This is a genomic window from Flectobacillus major DSM 103, assembly GCF_000427405.1.
Taxonomy (GTDB): Bacteria; Bacteroidota; Bacteroidia; order Cytophagales; family Spirosomataceae; genus Flectobacillus; species Flectobacillus major.
In genome coordinates, this window is sequence record NZ_KE386491.1 from 3,729,812 (window position 1) to 3,751,182 (window position 21,371).

12 protein-coding genes and 2 other annotated features are annotated in these 21,371 nt (G+C 35.8%); of the genes, 2 read left to right on the top strand and 10 right to left on the bottom strand.

Features of this window, described 5'->3' with window-relative positions:
• Nucleotides 1–140 (bottom strand) — a sequence feature (16S ribosomal RNA rRNA prediction is too short).
• Nucleotides 141–170: 30 nt separating this feature from the next.
• Nucleotides 171–697, bottom strand: a sequence feature (16S ribosomal RNA rRNA prediction is too short).
• 474 nt (nt 698–1,171) lie between these two features.
• Both pruA and FLEMA_RS0136475 read right to left on the bottom strand, forming a co-directional pair.
• The gene (gene pruA / locus FLEMA_RS0136470; RefSeq protein WP_026996566.1) at nt 1,172–2,800 is read right to left on the bottom strand and encodes an L-glutamate gamma-semialdehyde dehydrogenase; all 1,629 of its coding nucleotides are present in this window, start codon (nt 2,798–2,800) and stop codon (nt 1,172–1,174) included.
• 81 nt (nt 2,801–2,881) lie between these two features.
• Nucleotides 2,882–3,628 (bottom strand): ComEA family DNA-binding protein, encoded by a 747-nt coding sequence (locus FLEMA_RS0136475; protein WP_159102705.1) that lies wholly within the window; start codon nt 3,626–3,628, stop codon nt 2,882–2,884.
• Between the two features lie 378 nt (nt 3,629–4,006).
• Between FLEMA_RS0136475 and thrC the strand changes: the two genes are divergently transcribed.
• A complete protein-coding gene (thrC, locus tag FLEMA_RS71460; RefSeq protein ID WP_044172488.1) occupies nt 4,007–5,317 on the top strand; it encodes a threonine synthase in 1,311 nt (436 codons plus the stop codon).
• A 37-nt stretch (nt 5,318–5,354) separates the two neighbouring features.
• On the opposite strand, the gene FLEMA_RS0136515 is transcribed toward thrC, so the two are convergent.
• The 7 genes from FLEMA_RS0136515 to ybeY form a co-directional block, all read right to left on the bottom strand.
• Nucleotides 5,355–7,127, bottom strand: a complete 1,773-nt coding sequence (locus FLEMA_RS0136515; RefSeq protein ID WP_026996569.1) for an AMP-dependent synthetase/ligase — start codon at nt 7,125–7,127, stop codon at nt 5,355–5,357.
• Nucleotides 7,128–7,338: 211 nt separating this feature from the next.
• Nucleotides 7,339–8,247 (bottom strand): M48 family metalloprotease, encoded by a 909-nt coding sequence (locus tag FLEMA_RS71465; RefSeq protein WP_159102706.1) that lies wholly within the window; start codon nt 8,245–8,247, stop codon nt 7,339–7,341.
• Between the two features lie 281 nt (nt 8,248–8,528).
• Nucleotides 8,529–10,358: a tetratricopeptide repeat protein gene (locus FLEMA_RS0136535; RefSeq protein WP_052354167.1), complete on the bottom strand. Its 1,830-nt coding sequence runs from the start codon at nt 10,356–10,358 to the stop codon at nt 8,529–8,531.
• Nucleotides 10,359–10,857: 499 nt separating this feature from the next.
• The gene (locus FLEMA_RS0136545) at nt 10,858–12,453 is read right to left on the bottom strand and encodes an Ig-like domain-containing domain (protein ID WP_026996571.1); all 1,596 of its coding nucleotides are present in this window, start codon (nt 12,451–12,453) and stop codon (nt 10,858–10,860) included.
• A gap of 275 nt (nt 12,454–12,728) precedes the next feature.
• Nucleotides 12,729–13,622, bottom strand: coding sequence for a class I SAM-dependent methyltransferase (locus FLEMA_RS71470; RefSeq protein ID WP_044172490.1), 894 nt, complete (start codon nt 13,620–13,622; stop codon nt 12,729–12,731).
• 100 nt (nt 13,623–13,722) lie between these two features.
• Nucleotides 13,723–15,585: a tRNA uridine-5-carboxymethylaminomethyl(34) synthesis enzyme MnmG gene (mnmG, locus tag FLEMA_RS0136580; RefSeq protein WP_026997898.1), complete on the bottom strand. Its 1,863-nt coding sequence runs from the start codon at nt 15,583–15,585 to the stop codon at nt 13,723–13,725.
• A 198-nt stretch (nt 15,586–15,783) separates the two neighbouring features.
• Nucleotides 15,784–16,200: an rRNA maturation RNase YbeY gene (gene ybeY, locus FLEMA_RS0136600; protein WP_026996572.1), complete on the bottom strand. Its 417-nt coding sequence runs from the start codon at nt 16,198–16,200 to the stop codon at nt 15,784–15,786.
• A gap of 195 nt (nt 16,201–16,395) precedes the next feature.
• Here ybeY and FLEMA_RS76235 point away from each other — a divergent pair, with 195 nt between their 5' ends.
• Complete coding sequence (locus tag FLEMA_RS76235) at nt 16,396–17,646, top strand: OmpA family protein (protein ID WP_081681351.1); 1,251 nt, start codon at nt 16,396–16,398, stop codon at nt 17,644–17,646.
• A 268-nt stretch (nt 17,647–17,914) separates the two neighbouring features.
• On the opposite strand, the gene FLEMA_RS0136640 is transcribed toward FLEMA_RS76235, so the two are convergent.
• Nucleotides 17,915–21,262, bottom strand: coding sequence for a coiled-coil domain-containing protein (locus FLEMA_RS0136640; protein WP_026996574.1), 3,348 nt, complete (start codon nt 21,260–21,262; stop codon nt 17,915–17,917).
• Nucleotides 21,263–21,371: the final 109 nt, after the last annotated feature.

Genomic DNA, 21,371 nt, shown 5'->3' on the forward strand with positions numbered 1-21,371 from the left:
CGCAATTGGTGTTCTGGATAATATCTATGCATTTCACCGCTACACTATCCATTCCAGCTACCTCATTCGAACTCAAGTCTACCAGTATCAATGGCACTGCAATCGTTGAGCGACCGTCTTTCACCACTGACTTAATAAACCGCCTACGCACCCTTTAAACCCATAAATCCGGACAACGCTCGCACCCTCCGTATTACCGCGGCTGCTGGCACGGAGTTAGCCGGTGCTTATTCTTATAGTACCGTCACCAAGCCTCGCAAGGCCTCCTTCTTCCTATAAAAAAGCAGTTTACAACGCATAACGCCTTCATCCTGCACGCGGCATGGCTGGGTCAGGCTTCCGCCCATTGCCCAATATTCCCTACTGCTGCCTCCCGTAGGAGTCTGGCCCGTATCTCAGTGCCAGTGTGGGGGATTATCCTCTCAGATCCCCTACCAATCATCGTCTTGGTGAGCCGTTACCTCACCAACTAACTAATTGGACGCATGCCCATCTATTATCGCCGAAGCTTTAACAATCAACTGATGCCAGTCAATCGTATTATGCGGTATTAATCTCCGTTTCCAAAGGCTATCCCCCAATAATAGGTAGGTTGCATACGTGTTACGCACCCGTGCGCCACTGTGTATTTCTACACCGTTCGACTTGCATGTATTAGGCCTGCCGCTAGCGTTCATCCTGAGCCAGGATCAAACTCTCCATTGTAAATCTCTTTAAATGTTAAGTTGTTCGTCTGTCTATTCTTTTTAAAAGAATCTCATAACGCACAACCTGTCCTTAGAATGTCGTATTATTCTTTTACTTCTCTTATCAGTTTCTCAAAGAACTCTTCCTCTTAATCAACTTTTTTACAGTCTCTTAAAATTTGATGCCAAATCTCTTCCGATTTAACTACCCTTATCCGTCGTTGGGAGTGCAAAATTCCGATTTTTTTTTCTTTCTACCAAACTTTGACAGGAAAAAAAACGATTTATTTTAAACAAAAAAGATAACTATTTGTTTTTTAGAACATTACGAACGAATATTTTTTGTATTTATTTACTACGTTTTTACAGTGTACATCAAAAATGATTCTCATAATACTAATATTGTGTAGTCGAAGACCTAATTATAGCAAAAGCCCGAATAGGTTATTATCCATACTCGGGCTTTTATTTACTATATAGTATTTCTATTCCGCTAGGAATGGGTATTTATAATCTAATGGTGATACAAAGTTCTCTTTGATAGTTCTTGGAGAAACCCATCGTAATAAATTAAGTGATGAGCCTGCTTTATCATTTGTACCTGACGCTCTGCCACCACCAAAAGGCTGTTGCCCAACAACTGCCCCTGTTGGCTTATCATTCAAATAGAAATTACCTGCAGCATTCTTTAATTTTTTGGTAGCTACTTCAAGTGCATATCTATCTTGAGCAAATATAGCCCCAGTAAGTGCATAAGGAGAAGTAGTGTCTACTAGTTCGAGGGTTTCTTCAAATTTTTCGGCATCATATACATATATAGTAAGTACAGGGCCAAAAATTTCTTCAGACATTGTTGTGAATCTTGGGTCTTTGGTCAGTACTACTGTTGGTTCTATAAAATACCCTTCTGATTTATCATATCCTCCGCCAGCAATAATCTCGACATCTTCGCTATTTTTAGCTAGTTCAATATAACCAACAATTTTATCGAAAGCTTTTTCATCAATAACAGCATTGACAAAATTAGAAAACGTTTCGACACTCCCTACCTTTATCTCAGATAAGAATGTTTTGGCATATTGCCATGTTTCTTCCCAAATAGTGTTGGGAATATAAGCACGAGAAGCCGCAGAACATTTTTGTCCTTGATATTCAAATGCTCCACGAACCAATCCTACTGCCAATGCTTGTGGGTTGGCCGATTGATGAGCAACTACAAAATCCTTTCCTCCAGTTTCGCCTACAATACGTGGGTATGACTTATAAATATGAATATTTTCGCCTATTGTTTTCCAGATATGTTGGAATACTTTTGTACTACCTGTAAAATGTACCCCTGCAAAATCTGGATGTTTGAATACGATATCGCCTGTAAGTGGCCCATCGGTATAAATCAAATTAATTACGCCATCGGGTAGGCCAGCCTCTTTTAATATCTTCATTAATACGTAGGCCGAGTAAATTTGTGTTGGTGATGGCTTCCAAACTACAACATTACCCATTAAGGCAGCAGAAGCAGGAAGATTACCTGCAATAGCTGTAAAATTGAATGGTGTTACAGCAAATACAAATCCTTCGAGTGGACGATATTCTAGTCTATTCCAAACAAATTCTGACGACTCAGGCTGTTGTGCATATATTTGGGTAGCAAAGTAGGCATTGAATCTTAGAAAATCTATCCATTCACATGCCGAATCTATTTCAGCTTGATAAGCATTTTTTGACTGCCCTAACATAGTAGCAGCGTTTAGCTCCATTCTATATTTGGTAGCAGATAAATCAGCGGCTTTTAGAAATATTGATACACGGTGTTCCCAAGATAGGTTAGCCCATTGCTCTTTAGCTTCCAAAGCCGACTCTATCGCCTTATTCACATGGCTTTCGTCGCCTTCATAATAATAGCCTAAAATATGTTGGTGCTGATGTGGGCTAGTTAATGGAAGTTTTTTTCCTTCCTTGATTTCCTCAGAACCAATAAACATAGGAATATCCAATACTTGCGATTTCATTTCGGCAAGTTTTGCTTGTAATGCTACTCTTTCCTTGGAATTGGGAGCGTAGCCAAAAATTGGTTCATTTTTAGGACTTGGTACGTTAAAAAAACCTGTGGACATTTGATGAAGTTTTAGTTTACATGGTAAAGTTACGGAGTTGTTTTGGTTATACCAACTACTGCTATAACACAGTAGTTTAGTTTAAAGGGTTAAGTAGGGAAGTATTTTTTGGAAGGTTTTTTCATCTAATAATTTCACTGCTAATAAATCTTTGAAGGATTCAAATTTTCCGTGTTGATTTCGGTAATTGATGATTGCTTTTGCTATGTAAGGTTTTAAATAAGGATGTCGAAATTGTTCGAATGAAGATTCATTAATATTAATTTTTATTGTACTAGGGTTCTTTAGTGTTGCATATTTCTTTACTTCTTGTATTACTGCAGAATCTAGGCCGTACACTTCGTAGAGTTGGTCGATGGCATAGAAACCTCCTAACATATCTCTATATTTAATAATGCGTTGAGAAAGCTTACTGCCTATTCCTTTTAGTTTTATTAGGGTTGTGGTATCGGCATGATTCAAATCAAAGCTTGTAATAACGGGCTTGGTCTGAGTAATAACCTTTAACTTATTATTATCGATAGCCTCTGATTGTGGAATCGTAATGTAAGGTTCTAATTGCAAATAGAGTTCTTCGGGAAAACCATAGATTTTCTTGACATCAGCTTTTTTACGGAAAATACCACCACTATTACGGTACTTCTCTATTCGTTTTGCTAACCAAAGAGGTATTCCTAATGCCGATAGGGCATCAACCGAAGATTCATTCGGATTGAAGTCATGTAATTGAATTACTTTTATGACCTCAGAATGCTCATTTTTAAAACTATTTGAATAGCTTTTCTGAGGTTTATCCACAAGTTCTAAATGAGCTAAGATTGTTTTCACATTTTGTTTGTCGATTAATAAAGAAGAACTTTCTTGTCTGGTGTTTATTTGCCATATAATAAAATGGCTAGTTACTAACACTATAAAGAGGAATATCATTACCAAAAAGCCTTGCATTTCGATTTTAGTGAAGCCAAAAAAACTTTGAATGTAGAACTGAATTTTCTCTTTCATGTGTAGGTAGAATTGAAGGTGAATAGATGAAAAAAAATACTTTATCAAAATAAAATTCTGTATTTCATCAAGATTGAAATAATTTTGTGCAATGTATTGTACGTCAATTTGTAAATACTGTTTTTAACTAGACGACAAATCGTAAGTTAGGTGTCTTAAAAATACAAAAGAAATCCTAATTTATTTTAACCAAAAAACGAATTTATGATACTCTATAGTACCAAACACGAAAGTCCTGATGTGTCTTTGGAAGAAGCTGTGTTTAGGGGATTACCTCCTGACAACGGTTTGTACATGCCTTATGAGATACCAACCTTACCTACATCTTTTTTTGAAAAAATAGAGAACTTGAGTATTTCGGAAATTGCCTTTGAGGTAACAAAGGCTTTATTAGGAGATGATATTGCCGATAATGACTTACAACAAATCATTGCTTCGTCAATCAACTTTGAAGCTCCTTTAGTAGAAATCGAAAAAGATACCTTTGTCTTAGAATTGTTTCATGGGCCATCTATGGCATTCAAGGATTTTGGTGCTAGGTTTATGGCTGCTTTGATGTCATATTTTTTACAGAAATCACATCAAGACATTCATATTCTTGTGGCTACTTCTGGCGATACAGGTGGTGCTGTAGCCCAAGGCTTCTATAACACTCCGGGAATCAAAGTAACTATTTTGTATCCTAAAGGTAAGGTTTCGGATATTCAGGAAAAACAACTTACTACTTTGGGGGGCAATGTTACGGCTCTGGAAGTAGATGGTACATTCGATGATTGCCAGCGTTTGGTAAAATCGGCTTTCTTGGATACAGAATTATCATCCAAATACAATTTGGCATCGGCCAATTCTATCAATATTAGTCGATTAATTCCTCAGTCTTTTTATTATTTTAGTGCTTATGCACAACTCAAAAAGCTAGGATATTCAAAGCCGCTCGTATTCTGTGTACCAAGTGGTAACTTTGGCAACCTTTCGGCTGGACTAATTGCCCAGAAAATGGGATTGCCCGTAAAGATGTTTATAGCTGCAACTAATGTTAATAACATTGTTCCTAACTATTTGGCAACTGGTATTTACGAACCCAAACCATCAAAAGAAACGATTTCTAATGCAATGGATGTAGGGAATCCATCAAATTTTGTTCGTATGCAAATTTTGGCTGGAGAGCAATATACTGAAGTTATCAAACATATTGTTGGCGACTTTAGTGATGATGTTGCAACAAGGGCTACGATGAAAGAAGTTTTTGAACGCACAGGCTATGTAATGTGCCCTCATACAGCAGTAGCTTACAGAGGGTTGAGTTCTTATGTACAACATCAAGGTGAAGAGGTTAGCGGAGTATTGCTATCAACGGCACATTATGCCAAGTTTTTGGATGTAGTAGAAGAAACCTTATCAACCAAAGTAGCAATTCCTGAAAGATTATCAGCATTGTTGTCGAAAGAGAAAGTAGCAATACCAATGAGTACCGTTTTTAGTGATTTTAAGAAGTACTTACTTTCATTATCATAAAAACAATAGGCTGTCAGCAAACTGACAGCCTATTGTTTTATAAGTACATTGATTCAATTTGTTGACTATATTTTGAATGAATCACTTTTCTTTTAAGTTTGAGTGTTGGGGTAAGTTCGCCACCTTCTATCGAGAAAAGTTTTGGAATTAGTACTACTTTCTTGACTTGCTCATATTTGGCAACATTATTCATCAAATGTTTGACATCGGCATCAAATTTCTCTAGCACTTTAGGGTTTTTGATGATTTGCTCATTGGATGAATATTCAATTTCGTGTTTGGTGCACCATTCTTTCAAAGCATTGAATTCTGGAACAAGCAGAGCCGATGGGAATTTTTGCCCTTCTCCTACAACAATAGCTTGTTCTATCAAAATAGACTCTTTGAGTTTGTTTTCGAGTAATTGTGGTGCCACATACTTACCTCCTGATGTTTTGAAAATCTCTTTTTTTCTATCGGTTATTTTCAGGAACTGTCCTTCTACAAATTCGCCAATATCGCCAGTATGAAACCAGCCTTCGCTATCGATAACCTCTTGAGTAGCTTCAGGCTTATTATAATAACCTTTCATGATACTTGGTCCTTTTACTAATATTTCGCCATCTTCAGCAATTTTTACTGATACATTTGGCAAAACAGAACCAACACAACCTACTCTAAAATTGGTAATGATACTTGATGATATTACTGGCGAGGTTTCGGTGAGGCCATACCCTTCCAAAATAGGAATACCTGCCGCCCAAAAGATTCTTGCTAAGCGAGGCTGCAAAGCCGCAGAACCAGAGGCTACCAGCTTGATATTGCCACCGAGTGCTTCTTGCCATTTACTGAAAATAAGTTTTCTTGCTATTGCTAACTGCGTATTGTACCACCAACCCATATCGGCCATTGGATCATATTTTAGGCCAAGGTTCAAAGCCCAAAAGAATAAACTCTTTTTTACACCAGTCAGTTCATATCCTTTAGCTACAATTTTATCGTACACTTTTTCCAGTAAACGAGGAACAGTTGCAAATACATGTGGCTTGATTTCCTTTAGGTTATCGGCTATGGTTTCCATACTTTCGGCATAATAAGTAGACACCCCATAGCGCATATACACATATACATCGGTACGCTCGTAAATATGACAAAGCGGTAAAAAGCTCAAGGCTCGGTCTGTTTCTTCTAGTTCAAGGTGCTTCCCTTCTATTAGCCCTTCTACGTTGGCTATAATGTTGCGGTGAGTAAGCATAACCCCTTTAGGTTTGCCTGTTGTACCAGAAGTATAAATAAGTGTTAATAAATCGTCGGACTGAACGGCATCCATATAGGGCTGTAGTTGAGCAATATCTTGCCCTTTGGCCAAATCTGTTACCTCAGACCAGTGTTTTGCCCCTTTAATATTATCGAAAGTATAAATTCCTTCAACCTCGGCAAGCGAAGCGGTAGCATCTTTGGCTTTTGATAATAAAGATTGGTCTGAAACAAAGACAAACTTTACGCCTGCATCAGCAAAAATATACTGATAATCCTCCATAGTAATGGTTGGATACATTGGTACAGAAACAGCTCCAAGTTGTTGTATTCCTAACTCGACAAAGTTCCATTCTGGACGATTATTGGAAATTATCGCAATTTTATCGTCTTTCTTGACCCCTAATTGCAACAAGCCCAAGCTTACCTGATTAACAATATCGATAACTTCTTTTGCTCCATATTTTCTCCACTGGCCATTTTGCTTATTAGCAAAAACATCTTCTTTATTTAGTGGTAAAACACATTTGTATAGCAAATCGAAAACTCTAGTGATGGCAAGATTACGTTTCATACTTTTCGCCTGTTGATTCAAACACGTTCTTATTTATGTACAATTATAACAACAATTTATTATAATCATTTACCCAAAGATAACAGGTTTAGCTATTTAAAAATAGTATGCAAGCATAATTTTTTTAAATTATTTTTAGATTTAATACTGGTATAAAATAGTATTTGAAAAACAAAAAAGGGTATTTTTTACGAATACCCTCATGATTATCTTAATGATTTTTGACTATTATATCTTCGGTTTTTCCGTTTGAATAAATGTATTGGAGTTCTACTTCAGGGTATACATTTTCTTCTAGTAGAATAAAGTTACCTAATTCGGTCATTTTATCGTTATCAAATTTTCCTGCGAAATATTCGCCATCTCTAAAATAAAATACACCTCGACCGTGACGAACGCCATTTTGGTATTCGCCTTCATACATTTTACTTCCATCTGCATAATAATGAATTCCGAACCCATGACGTTTTCCATTTTTCCACATTCCTTTATAGCTTCCTTGTGTTTTGTGGATAAAATACCCTGTACCATTACTACAGTTTCCTGAAATACAGCCTAGTTGTACACTTTTGTTAGTAACTTCTGGCTCTATTGTGGATAATTCAAGGGGGTCTTGAGGTTGGGGTATTATACTATTTTCTTGAGGCGTTTCAGCTGTATATCTTGTATCCTTTCTTTTTTCTTCTTCCCAGCCTTTGGCAATAGCTGCAAGACGCTGAGAGCGTGGAGGGTGGGTACTTGTCCATGTCTCTTGCTGAAAATGGTTCATCGCTAATTGGGCTTCTTCAAGGGTGGCACCCATTCGGTATAAACACGCTCCTGAAAATTCATCGGCTTCGAGTTCTTTTTTATGTTGGCTTCCTTGATTATTGGTAGGGTGATAGTATACTAAGTGCCCTACTTCATGAGCTAAAATCGATATAGCAGCCCAGTCTTTGCTAGTAATCTGTTCTACGCGACTCAAAAAGTTTTTATCATATATAATATGTGGAACGCCCTCTATTAATGTAGCATAGCAATTATCGGTTTCGGGACATTCTATCATTTTGAAAGGATTTCGAGATAGGTTCATAGACTCTGTAATTTTCTTAACCACCTTCTCGGCTCTACCTGTAGACATATAGGCTTGGGTTTGTAGGCTGCTACATATATCTGTATTTTTAACAGCTTTGCCAAAATAATGGCATATAAATACCTTTGGAGGAGTTTGTGCTTGAGTGGTGTGTAAAGCCAAACACAATAGAGATAGACAGAGTAATCCTATGCTTGAAGGTTTCATGGAAGTATTTGATTGAATTTACAGATGCTTTGTAAAGTTTATTCATTCAAAATTCCCTTCTTGGTTGGCTGTGGATAAAAAAGAAGGTCTGGTACAGACCTTCTTCAATACGAATTATAGTATTAGTTTATTGTGTCGCCACGAAGATTTCTAAATCTTTTTCTAGCCTCAGAGCCAAATATACTTCCAGGATATTTGGTTAAAAGCTCTTGATACAGTTTCATGGCTTTTGAAAATTCATTCTTTTTTTCTTGGTAGGTCTTGGCAAGAAGAAATAAAGCATCGTCGCCAAGGATGTCGGAAGGGTACTTATCCACAATTTTTTCTAATTGTTGAATACCTGCATCTATATTACCTTCTTTTAAATAAGTGCTTGCCATTAGATACAAAACTTCGTCTTCGAGTGGGTGTCCTTTGTGGATAACTAACATTTCTTTCATTTTGGCTATGGCTTCATCATTTCGATGCTGAAATAATAACAGCTCAATATTGGCATAATCTTGCATAGCTACTTCATTGCTATCTAAACCCGTATTATCTTGTATTAATAAGCTCAGATTCATTGCATCGTTGGCTATTTCTCTTGTTGTAGCCTGTTTTAGAATATCTAATACCTCTTTGGCCAAATCAAAATCACCTTTATAATAGGCTAATTTTGCATTTCGTAGCTTTGCATCATACCCTAGTGGGCTATCTTTCTGTGATTTTTCTACTTGTGAATATAATAAGGTAGCTTCCCAAGGCTCTGATTTCAAAATATAGATATCTCCTAGGTCTAGTTTGCACTTATCCACAAAGAGCCTATCGCCTGTGGATAACTTTATAGCCAACTCTAAAACAGCAACCGCCGTATCTTTTTCGTTTAGGTAAAACGCATATAATAGCCCTTTACTTCTCATAGCTTCAAGGGTTCGTTGATTAACGCCTAGTTCGTTCAACAATTTGGTGTATTCGTTGATAAGAATTCTAATATCATTTCGATTCACTGGATATGTGTTTTTTACGACTTCTTCTTTAGAGTTTATCAACAATCTTCGCCAAAGTGGATAATTCTGTAATTTGGGATATTCTCTTACTAAGTATTCAAATATCTTTCCTGCATTTAAAAAGTCTTTATTTTGGTAGGCCACAAAACCAAGGTCGGCCACCTGAGCTCCTTCACGTTTGTAACGCTTGTCCATAGCTCGTGCTTGTACAAATGCCTTGAAGAATTCTTTCTTTTGGGTAAGGTGCCAAATGAGCATTTCATTGTAATAAGGTTCATCAGGAAACTTCTGTACATAATTGTACAAAACCTTTTCCAATACCTCTATTTCTTTGTCTTCTTTGACTTCATCTTGTAAAATAGCCTGAAGTAGCTCACGGTTTTCGATAGGATGTCCAAAATTTAGGTATTCCTCAAGCATTTCTTGAGGTTTACCAAGCAGTCGGTACAACCTCCCTACTTGGAGGGCAAACTTGCTCTTATCCTTGAAGTATGCTCTATTTTGCTCTATCAATTGTATAGCTAAATCGTATTGGCTTTGGTTTGTGAGTTCACTAACCAACTGCATCGTTAAGGCATCATCTATCTTGGCTTTTTCAAAAGCCATATTAAATTGTTTTTGAGCTTCGTCTTTCTTCTCAATAAACGTTAATAGCTGAGCATAATCAATGATATAAATTGGATTATTTTCAGACCATTTGATTTGCTTTTTCAAAAACTTTTCTGCTTCCGAAAAATCTTTAAGCTTCACCAAGGTTTGTAAATAGGCTTTGTGGATACTTTGTGCAGATTCTTTATTTTTTGCCAATTTTTGAAAAATAGCTTTTGCCTTTTCATATTCTCCAGCTTTGACATATTCTAAACCCAGTTCAGCATCTTGAGCTAAAGTTTTCAAAGTGACTCCAATCAGACAGGTTACCAACAACAATATTCTTAACGATACCAATTTTAGATGCTTCATATTCATATATCTCAATTTTAGGATTCTCGAATCATTCTTTTTCCAACTTTGACTTTTCAACACAACATTAATTTAATAATATTTATTTTTTAAATTTTTTAAAAGAAAAGAAATCTACTATTCTTATTATGCTGTGGATTTGTGGATTACTTTCGTGGAAATTTTTTTTTCACGTTCAAATGTTCATAAGTATTTTTTTATACACATTAAAATAGGTATTTATTAACTATTAACTATTTGATTATTAATTAATTAACATTAATGGATAGTTATCCACATCCTTAGTGTGTGGATAAACAGCCTATTTTTGATGTGTGCTTATTTCGGGGATAATTGTGGGCAATGTACTGTATAACTTGTATAGTTATGCACGTTGATTAAAGCTAGAATATTGTTTCCACAATGTCTTAAATTCTATCCACAATTTTTGTACCTATTTTTGGGGTACTTATCCACACTTTTTCCCTATTCATTCACGTGTTTTGGGGAGTTATCCACAGCAATACTACTTTTCACCGATTTGGAAGTCAAAACCCGACAATTCAAAGTTCTGTTTGAGCTTAATCTTGTCTTTTATGTACATAATATCTTCGGGAAGTATGTTTTTATCCACATTTCCAGCATCCCATCTTTGATTTTTGTTATCATCAACGATTAATCGTATCATATATATACCAGGCTTGACAAAATCGAAGGTATAACTACTGGTGTTATTGTGGATAACTTGTCGTTCTACTTCTTTTTTCTCGTTGAGAAGCTGTACGATAAAGTTTTTATTGTGTGGATTAGTCACTTTACCCTCAATAAGGCCATAATTTTCGGGATCTCTGATAGGGTTAATTTGTTTAATCACTTTATTGGTATCGTTTTCCACAGAGATAAAGCTATTGGTTGGAATTGTAATTTTGACTACCTCTTTGGCTTTAGGGGCATTATCTATTTTGAATTTCAATTCTGTTTTTTCGTCATTCCATTGTAGATAACTTTCTTTCAGTTCTACTTTTTTGAGGGTATCGTTCAGTATTTCGATTTTTGAAATGTCGAATGTTTTGATGGGTTTACTAAAAGTGATTTTATAGCCAATCTCTTTTAAATCCACATCTTTTCCATTTTGTGGATAAATGTCGTATTTGAAATCATCTTTGATACTTTCTTCTTTTTTAGCTTTTATCTTGAATTTGATTTTTTGACTGAATTCAAAGCTTCTATCAAGTGAATCGATTACAATTAAATTGACTTTGGTGGTATCTGTGGATAAGTTTCTAGTATTAAATATTCTTAACTGATTCGCCTCGTTTTGTTGATAAGTCAGGCTGTCGGATGGTTGAGCAAATTGAATCTTTGCTTTTTTTATCCCTCTATTGAAATCTATATAATAGTACGAAGAAGTTGCACGAGTTTTTAGAATCTTAACGGGTGAGTTATCCACTTTGGCTAAGTTGATATTGAGGTTACTTAAATTTTTGGTAAGCAGGATTGTGTCTTTGATAATACCGATTTTTTCTTTTGTTTCCTCATATAATAGGTTGTTATTCACATCGGTAATGGCATATACTCTATATTTTCCAGTAGCAATATTTTCTATTTTAAAATTGCCACTACTGTCGGTTTTGGTAAAATAGTAAGGTTTTATTTTGGCTGGTCGCAGCGTGTCGGAGTATTTATAAAGCCCCACAGTAGCATCTAGTACACCTTTGTTTTCGATAAGGTCTTTTACATTTCCCTCTATTTTCAAAGAATCAATCGTTGAGCCAGTACTAAAAACGATTCTGATATTTTTGGCGGGATTTCGTTCGGTAATATCTTTAAAAGCTTCTCTGAAATTAAGACTATAGGTAGTACTATCTTTGAAGGGCTCTTCAAAAGTTAATCTAACACCTTTGGGAAGATTTTTGGAATTATAGAACCCCTCGATTGCAGGAGTTATCAACAATTGTTGTTGGATATTGTCGACATTGATGTATTCGTCAAATTGTAGTTCAATGATTTTGCCTTTGAAATTCTTGGTTTGATTTTCGGGAAAGCTTTTAACCAATTTAGGAGACAGTGTATCTTTTTTACCGCCTGTAGGTGCTACTACCTGTGCACAACTAAATAACATTTCTGTTATTATGAATCCGAGAAAAGTTATCAAGACTATGTTAATTGCTTTCATGTGTATATGTTGAAAACTTTGTTGATAAACGGTGTTAATGTGTATAACTTTTGGTTTATCGTGAGTATTGTTTTAAAATGAACGATATATGATATTTTTTATCCACAAAAATAAACCCTCGATGATAATTATTCATCGAGGGTTGTTGATAATTCTGTTGATAAGTCAAATTTAGCATTTATTTTTAGGAAGCCATCTATCTATTTCTGAATTAACACTAATTAACTTTTCTTTTTCTCAAATATGTAAATGATACTCGAATAGTTGTTATCGTTCTTCTCTCCTACCCCATTCGACTTGAGTCCGTTGAGAAAAGCTCCTATGTAGTTTGTTTTTCCTGTTTGGTATTTACTCGAAAGCATACTTACATAAAATGAGTCAAATTTCATAGGAAGATGCTTGACCAGCTCAAAGCCATGTGCTGCAAATAGCTGCTTGATGGTATCTTTTGAGAAATGGTATAAATGTCGAGGTACATCGTATGCCGCCCAACTTTCTTGATAAACCGAAGCGTCATAAGATTGGTAGTTGGGTACTGCAATAATAACTTTTCCGTCGTTTTCTATTTTATTGAAAAGCCAGTCGATAGTTTCGTTTAATAAATGTACGTGTTCTAGCACGTGCCACATTGTTATGATATTGAATTTTTGGTTGGTGAAAGCCGTGAGTACTTCAGAGGCTATTGAGGTATGAGTGATTTCTTCGGCTAGTTTACGGGCATCGTCGCTGGGTTCGATACCATTTACTTGCCAGCCATCTTCTTTGGCCGTATTCAAAAACATGCCAGTTCCACAACCCACATCCAAAAGTTTTCCTTTAGTATGATAAAGGCTATTGATAAGCTTCACTTTATCGAGTAGCGTAATTTTACGAACTTGGTGATAAATTTTTGCGACAATTCCTTTGGATGTATTGCTATGTGAAATATAGGCTTCGGACTGATAGTACTTACCTATTTCGGTAGCATTGGGTCTTGGATTGGTAAATTTAAAACCACAGGCAGTACACGCAACAATATTAAAAGCTTCGTGACTAACGGTATGGTCTTTACAAGTAATGAAATGGGTTGTTGTTGTATTTTTACAAACAGGACATTCTTCTATATATTCCAGCATTGTTTTTCAATTTACTTTTTTGATATTTTGGCAAATATACTAAAAGAAAAAGACCTGTAAGTGAAAATAAAACTTACAGGTCTTTTCTATAAAGCAAGGGTTATCGTCCCATGAATACCATTAAAACTGATATGTCTGATGCCGATACACCACTGATACGAGAAGCTTGTCCGATAGTAGCGGGTCTGATTTTGCTTAGTTTTTGTCGTCCTTCAATTGAAATTGCAGAAAGTTTTCCATAATCAAAATCTTGAGGAATAGATAGGTCTTCTAATTTTTGAAGTTTATCGACCATCTGTTGTTCCTTTTCTATATAGCTTTCGTATTTAACATTGATTTCGGCCTGTTCCAATATTTCACTATCAAATTGTTCTAAGAAGGTAGTAATATCTTGGCTTAGACTTTTGATATTTTCAAGATTGACATTGGGTCTTCTTAATAAATTCAATAAAGTAGTACCTTCTTTCAATCGAGCTGTTCCTAGAGCTTCTAGTTGGTCGTTGACATCGTCGGGTTTTACTTTTTTGAATTTTAGCTCATTGACAAGTTGAGCTGTTTTTTCTTTTTTGTTTTTTACCTTTTGTAATCTTTCGTCCGAAGCTAATCCTATAGTATATCCTTTTTCTGTTAGACGAATATCGGCATTGTCTTGGCGAAGGAGCGTTCTGTACTCGGCTCTTGAAGTAAACATACGGTATGGCTCTTCTGTACCTTTGTTGATAAGGTCGTCGATAAGTACGCCAATGTAAGCTTCAGAACGAGACAAAACAAAATCTTCTTTGTCTTGAGCTCTTTGATGTGCATTTATTCCAGCCATTAATCCCTGACAAGCAGCTTCCTCATAACCTGTAGTTCCGTTGATTTGGCCTGCAAAGAAAAGATTCTTGATTAATTTTGTCTCTAAAGTTTGTTTTAACTGGGTTGGAGGGAAATAATCGTATTCAATTGCATAGCCCGGTCTAAACATTCTTACGTTTTCAAAACCTGGAATTTTTTTCAAAGCAGCATACTGTACATCTTCAGGCAAAGACGTAGAGAATCCATTAACATATACTTCTACTGTATTCCATCCTTCAGGTTCTACAAAAATCTGATGTCTTTCTTTTTCTGCAAATCGATTAATTTTATCTTCTACCGATGGGCAGTATCTTGGGCCAAGGCCTTTTATTCGTCCTGCAAACATTGGTGATTTGTCGAAACCTGTTTTTAACACATCATGCACTTCTTGGTTGGTATAGGTAATCCAACAGCTTCTTTGCTCATTTAAGGGTTTTGTATCTAAATAGGAGAATTTAGCAGGATTTTCGTCGCCTTTTTGTTCTTCCATTTTTGAATAGTCGAGGCTTCGGCCGTCTACTCGTGGAGGAGTACCTGTTTTCATTCTGCCAGCTTCAAAGCCCAACTCTACAAGTTGTTCGGTAATACCAGTGGCTTTTCCTTCCGCTGTGCGGCCGCCACCAAAATTCTTTTCACCAATATGTATTAAGCCATTGAGAAATGTACCATTGGTAAGAACAACCGATTTTGCTCGGAATTCTATCCCTAATTGTGTTTTTATTCCTATAACCTGATTATTTTCCACCAATAATCCCGAAACCATTTCTTGCCAGAAATCAACATTAAGGTTTTGTTCTAATGCCAAACGCCATTCTTCAGCAAACCTCATGCGGTCCGACTGGCACCGAGGAGACCACATAGCTGGCCCTTTTGAGCGGTTTAGCATTCTGAACTGAATCATGGTTTTGTCAGAGATAATTCCCGACATACCACCTAGTGCATCTACCTCTCTTACGATTTGTCCTTTGGCAACACCACCCATTGCAGGATTACATGACATCTGTGCAATGGTGTTCATATTCATTGTAATCAACAATACTTTTGAACCCATTGTTGCGGCTGCATGAGCGGCTTCGCATCCTGCATGCCCTGCACCTACCACTATTACATCATAGTTATTATACATGATTGTTTATTATTTTCTACTTTGTTGTGACACTGTATTTGTATGAAATTACCTCAAGCTGTATTATTGGTATTGCTAATTGATAATTTAGAATATTTTTGTTTTGAGGATATATATTGCTTTATTATACTATCTACTCGTGAAATTTATGAAATGTTCCACGTGGAGACTTTTTGTGTTTTCACGAAAGGTTATTCATTAGCTAAATTGTTGTAAATAAAAATTTTCTTTCTCACGCATTCCTAGCTCATCTTCGTCCGAGTGGTCGTCGTATCCACAAAGGTGAAGTACACCATGTACCAATACCCTGAGTATCTCATTGGCAAAGCCAGTACCAAGCTCTTTGGCGTTATCTTCGACTCTTTCTACACTAATAAATATATCACCTTCAATAACCGTTTCGTCCTCTGAGTTATCGAAAGTAATAATATCAGTAAGAGTATCGTGATCTAAATACTCAACATTAATCTGGTGAAGATAGTTGTCTGAGCAAAAGATATAGTTGAGATTACCCATCTTAAAGCCTTCACTTTCAGCAACTTTTTTTAACCACGATTTTGTCTTCAGCTTTTGTTGAAGCGTAAAATCTACGTCTTCATTAAAAAATGTAATCATAATATATAATATCTGTTTTGAGATGAATGTATGAGTCGAGAGGCAAACTTCAATCTTTCTCTTTCAAAAATCCCTAAGATTGAAATGTAGCATGAAAAATAATTACAAAGATACGATATAAATTCGAGGTAGTGAAAATCAAACAATTATAACAATAATTTGTAAATTAGAATTGGAAATTAACCCTATTTTAAAATGAAAATATTTAACCACTTTACACTAATTACTCTTTTTCAATTATGCCCATTAATGCTAACCATTGCCCAAAAAGATAACCTAAGAAGAGACGATAAGTACTACGACACTGGATTGCCCAATAATTGTGACAAAGTACTGTATGCTGTATCGCAAAGAGGGGCTATCATTAATTTGGGGACACACGACAATTTGGTAGATCATTTAGTCATAGAGGCTCTCCTACCCTTTCGCTGCAACGCTATTGCCAAAAGTCTAAATAATAAAATCTTTGCTGTTCAAGCCGATAAAAGTACAGAACAGATAGTTTATGAATATAATTCGATAGCAAAGAATGGAAAATTTACCAAATGGGTATTGCCAGCCCATGATGATGGTGGCTGGATTTCGGCAGGGACTGACACTAAAGGAAAGCTGTATTTTGGCACAACAACTATGCGAACAATGGTAAGAATCGATTTGCGGAAAAAAGAAGTTGATGTGATTTGGGGGTCGAAAGATAAAATTAAGGGCGGTGAAAGAATGACTTGTTATGATGGATGTAACTTTTATATCAATGAAAGAGATGAAATTATGATAAAGGAAAACAAAAAAAATAGTAGCTATAGAATATCGCAGTATCCTAGCTTGGTATTGACTGAACAAAAAAAATGGAATAATCAATTTAATAACATAGTATGCAATGATTGGTACGAATACCGAAATACCAAAGATGAAGCTGTCTCGATATTTGCGACAAGAGACGGAATTGTGCAAATAAATGATAATCGATTAAAGCATATTCAACTTGATACGCTCAAATATGGAATATTAACGGATATAGCAGGTTGTGAAAGTTATGAGAGGCGTTCTCCATATATAGTGATTAATGAGAAAAAAGAGAAACTTATTTTAGAAGCTATTGCCAAAAAAGAAAATATTCGACTAGATAGAATTCTGTTTAAACAAGGCGAATCCAAAATTCTGACGGGTTCTTATGATGAGCTAGATGAATTGGTTGCTATTTTACAGAAAAATAAACAGATAAAAATTGTTTTAGAAGGACATACCGATATTTCGGGAAATCCAGAGGATAATGTTTTATTATCTTTAGAACGAGTCAATGCCTGTAAAGATTACCTAATATTGCAGGGAATCGATAAATCTAGGCTACAAGTAATGGGCTATGGAGGAAGTCGACCTATCAAAAAATTTGGAACAGAAGAAGAAAGAGCTATCAATAGAAGAGTTGAAATTAAGGTAATAGAATAAACATAAATAGTGATTGTTATTGAATAGAGTTTTCTCTAGTAAGATACAATGCTTTGCGGCTAAATATGTTTCATTTTGACACTTAATATGAAAAAGGCGGTCGAAAAACTAATTTCGACCGCCTTTTTCATGAATAGTAGCTCAATCTTTCTTATTTGAGCAAATAATAAACCTCTTCAAAGTTTACTTGATAGCCTTATGAATCCCAACAAATACCAATAGGTGGTCTCTTTTAATATTACCTATAATTTGGAATGATTCATGTTTATTATTGAATCTTCTTGAAATAGGAATCCACTTGTTGTTTGTAATAAGGGTTCAGATTTGGAGGAACCGTTTTGAGTAATTCAGTTTGTTTTTGCTTGTCTTTTACATACTGCTGAAATTGAGGAGGCACACGGCGTTCATAGTTTTTGGCAGTTTCAGACTTTCTTTTTTGGTCTTCTTCCTGTTCTTTTAATGCTTTTTCCGATTCCAACAAACGAGTCAATAGTTCTTGCTGACGTTTGATTAGTTCGGGGTTCAAGCGTTTATTTACAAGGTCTGTTTCTGTTTCTTCCATTTTCTTGATAAGGTCTTTTACCTCATCACCTAGTTTTTTACCTTGTTCTGTACCTTTGGCATTATCCATCATTTGTTGGAGCATCTTCCTAATTTGTGCCTGTTCACGTGCCATTTTAGCCAATTCTTCCGATATACCTCCCTTTCCTTGGCTTCCTTTCTGCATGGTTTGTTGCATTTGTTGATTAAGATTCTTCTGACTTTCACCCATGCCCTTTTGCTGACCTTTGCTTTTACTTTTTCCTTTGCCCGAGCCAGTCATCATCATTTGCTGATTTTGTTGCATTTGCTTTTGAACATCCGATAACAACAAAGCAAGGTTATTCATTGAGGTCATGGCAAATTGTTGCTTAGCATTGGTCATAGACATTTTACGTTCTTTAATGAGCTTGACGGCCTCGTTCATATAGGTTTTCATATTACCCATTTCGCGAGTAACAAAAGTTTCTATTTGTAATACACGTTTTGACAAAGTGTATAAACTATCTTCAATGACTTTGGCATCGTCTTGAAGCTTGATTTGTTCTTGAGATAATTTAATAAAGCGAGGGTCTGAAGGCGATATTCCTCTAAAATCCTTCATAAGGTTTTCTTGGTCGAACGAAAGTTTTACCAAATTTTCGAGTATTTCACGAAGCTGTTCTATATTTTCCTCATTCTCCTTCATTTCGCTTTGCTGCTTCATTTCCTGCAGTTTTTGGGCAAGGCTTTTCATTTTTTTAGCAGCTTTCTTTTGTTTTTCGGCAGCGGCCTTATTATCGCCTTTATCCATTTTTTGCTCAGAATCCTTTTGATCTTGTGAAATATCCTCTTGTTGTTCCTTATTCATATCGAGCGGGTCAGCGTTTTTAATCTCTTTATTAAGCTCTTCTGCGTCTTTGAGGTCTTTTTTAGTATCGTTAAATTCCTTGCTAAGTTTGTCTTGCTCTTTTTTCAAGGCATCATTTTGTTCTTTTTTTTCAGGGCTATTATCTGATTTTTTATCAAGTTCCTGATTTTTCTCGGCAAGATTTTCTTGCTTTTCAGCCTGTTTTTCTAAATCCTTGATAGCCTTATCGATTTTTTGGTCGAGCTGTAGTTTTTTGAAAAGGTTTTGCATACGTTCAAGTTCCTTTTCCATATTACGCTCTTTGTTGCGAAGCCTATCCATCTGCTCTATTAGCTTATTATCTTCAGGGTTTTGCTCCAGCATCTTTTTCAGTTCCTCATACATTTTCTGGGCTTCGGGGTCGAGCAGCTGATTCATCATTTTCTGAAGTGCTTCCATTTTTTGTTGCATTTCAGGCTTTTGTTCGTTGAAGCGTTGTTGTTTGTCCGTTAGGTTTTGGTTTTGTTCTTGCAACTTTTTGATTTCATTAATCAGCTCCTCTTTCTTTTTAGCAAGCTCTTCTACTAATTTTTTATCTTGAAAATCAAGTTCTTTTTTATTCTTTAGTCTATTTTCCAGGGCTGCTAATTCCTTTCTTAGCTTTTGTGCTTTTTCTATGGTTTTGTCTAATTGAGCTTCGGTTTTATCGACTGTATTTTCGATTTCTTTATTAATATCCTTTTTGCTTGGTACAGCATAGTTTAATACCTGTGAGCGGGTTGATTTTGGCCCATTTACGCCATCATTATCCCATACCTGAACAAAGTACTCGATACGGTCGGAAGGATTCAATTTAAGGCTATCTAAAGCCCATTGGTGATAGAAACTCTGAATCGTTTGGGTTTTATTGACAGGCAAGCCAAAAGAAGCATAATTTGCCGTCATAGGCTTACCATCGCGAATTACCTTATAAAATACAGCAAGCTTACTAAGGCCATAGTCGTCGGCAATATTCCCGCCCAATACCATGAAATTATATAGGGTCGAGTCTTTGTACTGTTCAAGGCTGAGTTGTGGGAATTTATCAGGAATAACGCTGATATTGAAACTAATGCCTTCTTTAGCATCAGTATATTGGTTTTTTAGAATAACTTGATAATTACTTGATTTGCTGGCTTTTAATGAAAAGTCAAAACCACCACCCAATAATTTTCTTTTAGCGGCATAACGTTTTTTGTCTCCTTCAAATACCAATAGAATAGAATCGGTATCGGTAACGTTAAAATCCCATTCAATCAGAGTACCCTCAGGAACGGTTATATTTCCGATATTCTGGAGACTTTCAGACGGTTTGCTGAGATAATTAGGGTAATTGAGGTTGATGTCGAAAAATGCAAGGCTAGGTTTGTTGACAAGTTCTACTTCATAATTACCTGATTTAAAGCCTGCTGCTTCAAATTGAAAATCGATATTGCTTTGTACCTTAGAAAAAGTAAAAGAATAATGTCGACTGTCGATAGACTCCATTTTGAGTTTACGGTCTTTGTGCAGAATATATACACTTTCAGGAATGGTATTTCCTTGAAGGGTTAATTTAATCGTAAAGTCTTCATTCTTAAAAGCTTGAAGCGATTTGTTGTCGAGCATAAAGCTAAAAGGTGCTTCTTCTTGATACTCATTTTTGAAATTGACAATACGTTCGGTACTTTTTGAAAAGAAAGCAGGATACAGCAACAAAACACCTACTATCAAAAATGTAGGAATTGCTAAATATTTGAGGTATCGTTTGTTATGGTCAATCTTGATAGCATCTGCAAACTTGATGATGGCTAATTGTTGCGATTTTTGTTGGATAGAAGCAGCAAGAAGTTCGTTTTGCTCTTGATTGAGTGCCTTCGACAACTGCAAGGTATTGAGCAATTTATCGGATACTTCTGGAAAATACTTTCCTATTTGCTCGGCAGCTTGTTCGTTAGACAATGGTTTTTTTGCTCCATAAAGAAAAACTAGAGGCTTTATAACCCAAAAAAACATTGAAATGCCAAAAGCCATAATAAACCCAAAGAACAAAAATGCTCGGAAGGTAGAGCCAAAATGGCCAAAATATTCGAGGGTATTAAAAACCAAAAAAGCGGACAGAATTACTGCCGCTGAAAATATAATACCTTTAACGAGGCGATTGAGGTAAAATTTACGTTTATATTCCTCAATTCGCATTAATAGAGAGGCAATAGGAGAATTTGTCATAGTTCGAAACGCTTCTGCGGATTTTATAACAATGCTTTATCCAAAATCATGCTAAATATTGGCAAAATCAATGATTGAAAGTAAAGGGATAGTATTTTGTAAGAAAAAT

Bases quoted from the DNA above. Each gene is read 5' to 3' on its own strand.
- FLEMA_RS0136545 (WP_026996571.1), bottom strand. From the start codon at position 12,453: ATGTTATTTAGTTGTGCACAGGTAGTAGCACCTACAGGCGGTAAAAAA.
- FLEMA_RS71465 (WP_159102706.1), bottom strand. From the start codon at position 8,247: ATGTCTACAGGTAGAGCCGAGAAGGTGGTTAAGAAAATTACAGAGTCT.
- FLEMA_RS0136515 (WP_026996569.1), bottom strand. From the start codon at position 7,127: ATGAAACGTAATCTTGCCATCACTAGAGTTTTCGATTTGCTATACAAA.
- mnmG (WP_026997898.1), bottom strand. From the start codon at position 15,585: ATGTATAATAACTATGATGTAATAGTGGTAGGTGCAGGGCATGCAGGA.
- FLEMA_RS76235 (WP_081681351.1), top strand. From the start codon at position 16,396: ATGAAAATATTTAACCACTTTACACTAATTACTCTTTTTCAATTATGC.
- FLEMA_RS71470 (WP_044172490.1), bottom strand. From the start codon at position 13,622: ATGCTGGAATATATAGAAGAATGTCCTGTTTGTAAAAATACAACAACA.
- ybeY (WP_026996572.1), bottom strand. From the start codon at position 16,200: ATGATTACATTTTTTAATGAAGACGTAGATTTTACGCTTCAACAAAAG.
- thrC (WP_044172488.1), top strand. From the start codon at position 4,007: ATGATACTCTATAGTACCAAACACGAAAGTCCTGATGTGTCTTTGGAA.
- pruA (WP_026996566.1), bottom strand. From the start codon at position 2,800: ATGTCCACAGGTTTTTTTAACGTACCAAGTCCTAAAAATGAACCAATT.
- FLEMA_RS0136535 (WP_052354167.1), bottom strand. From the start codon at position 10,358: ATGAATATGAAGCATCTAAAATTGGTATCGTTAAGAATATTGTTGTTG.
- FLEMA_RS0136640 (WP_026996574.1), bottom strand. From the start codon at position 21,262: ATGACAAATTCTCCTATTGCCTCTCTATTAATGCGAATTGAGGAATAT.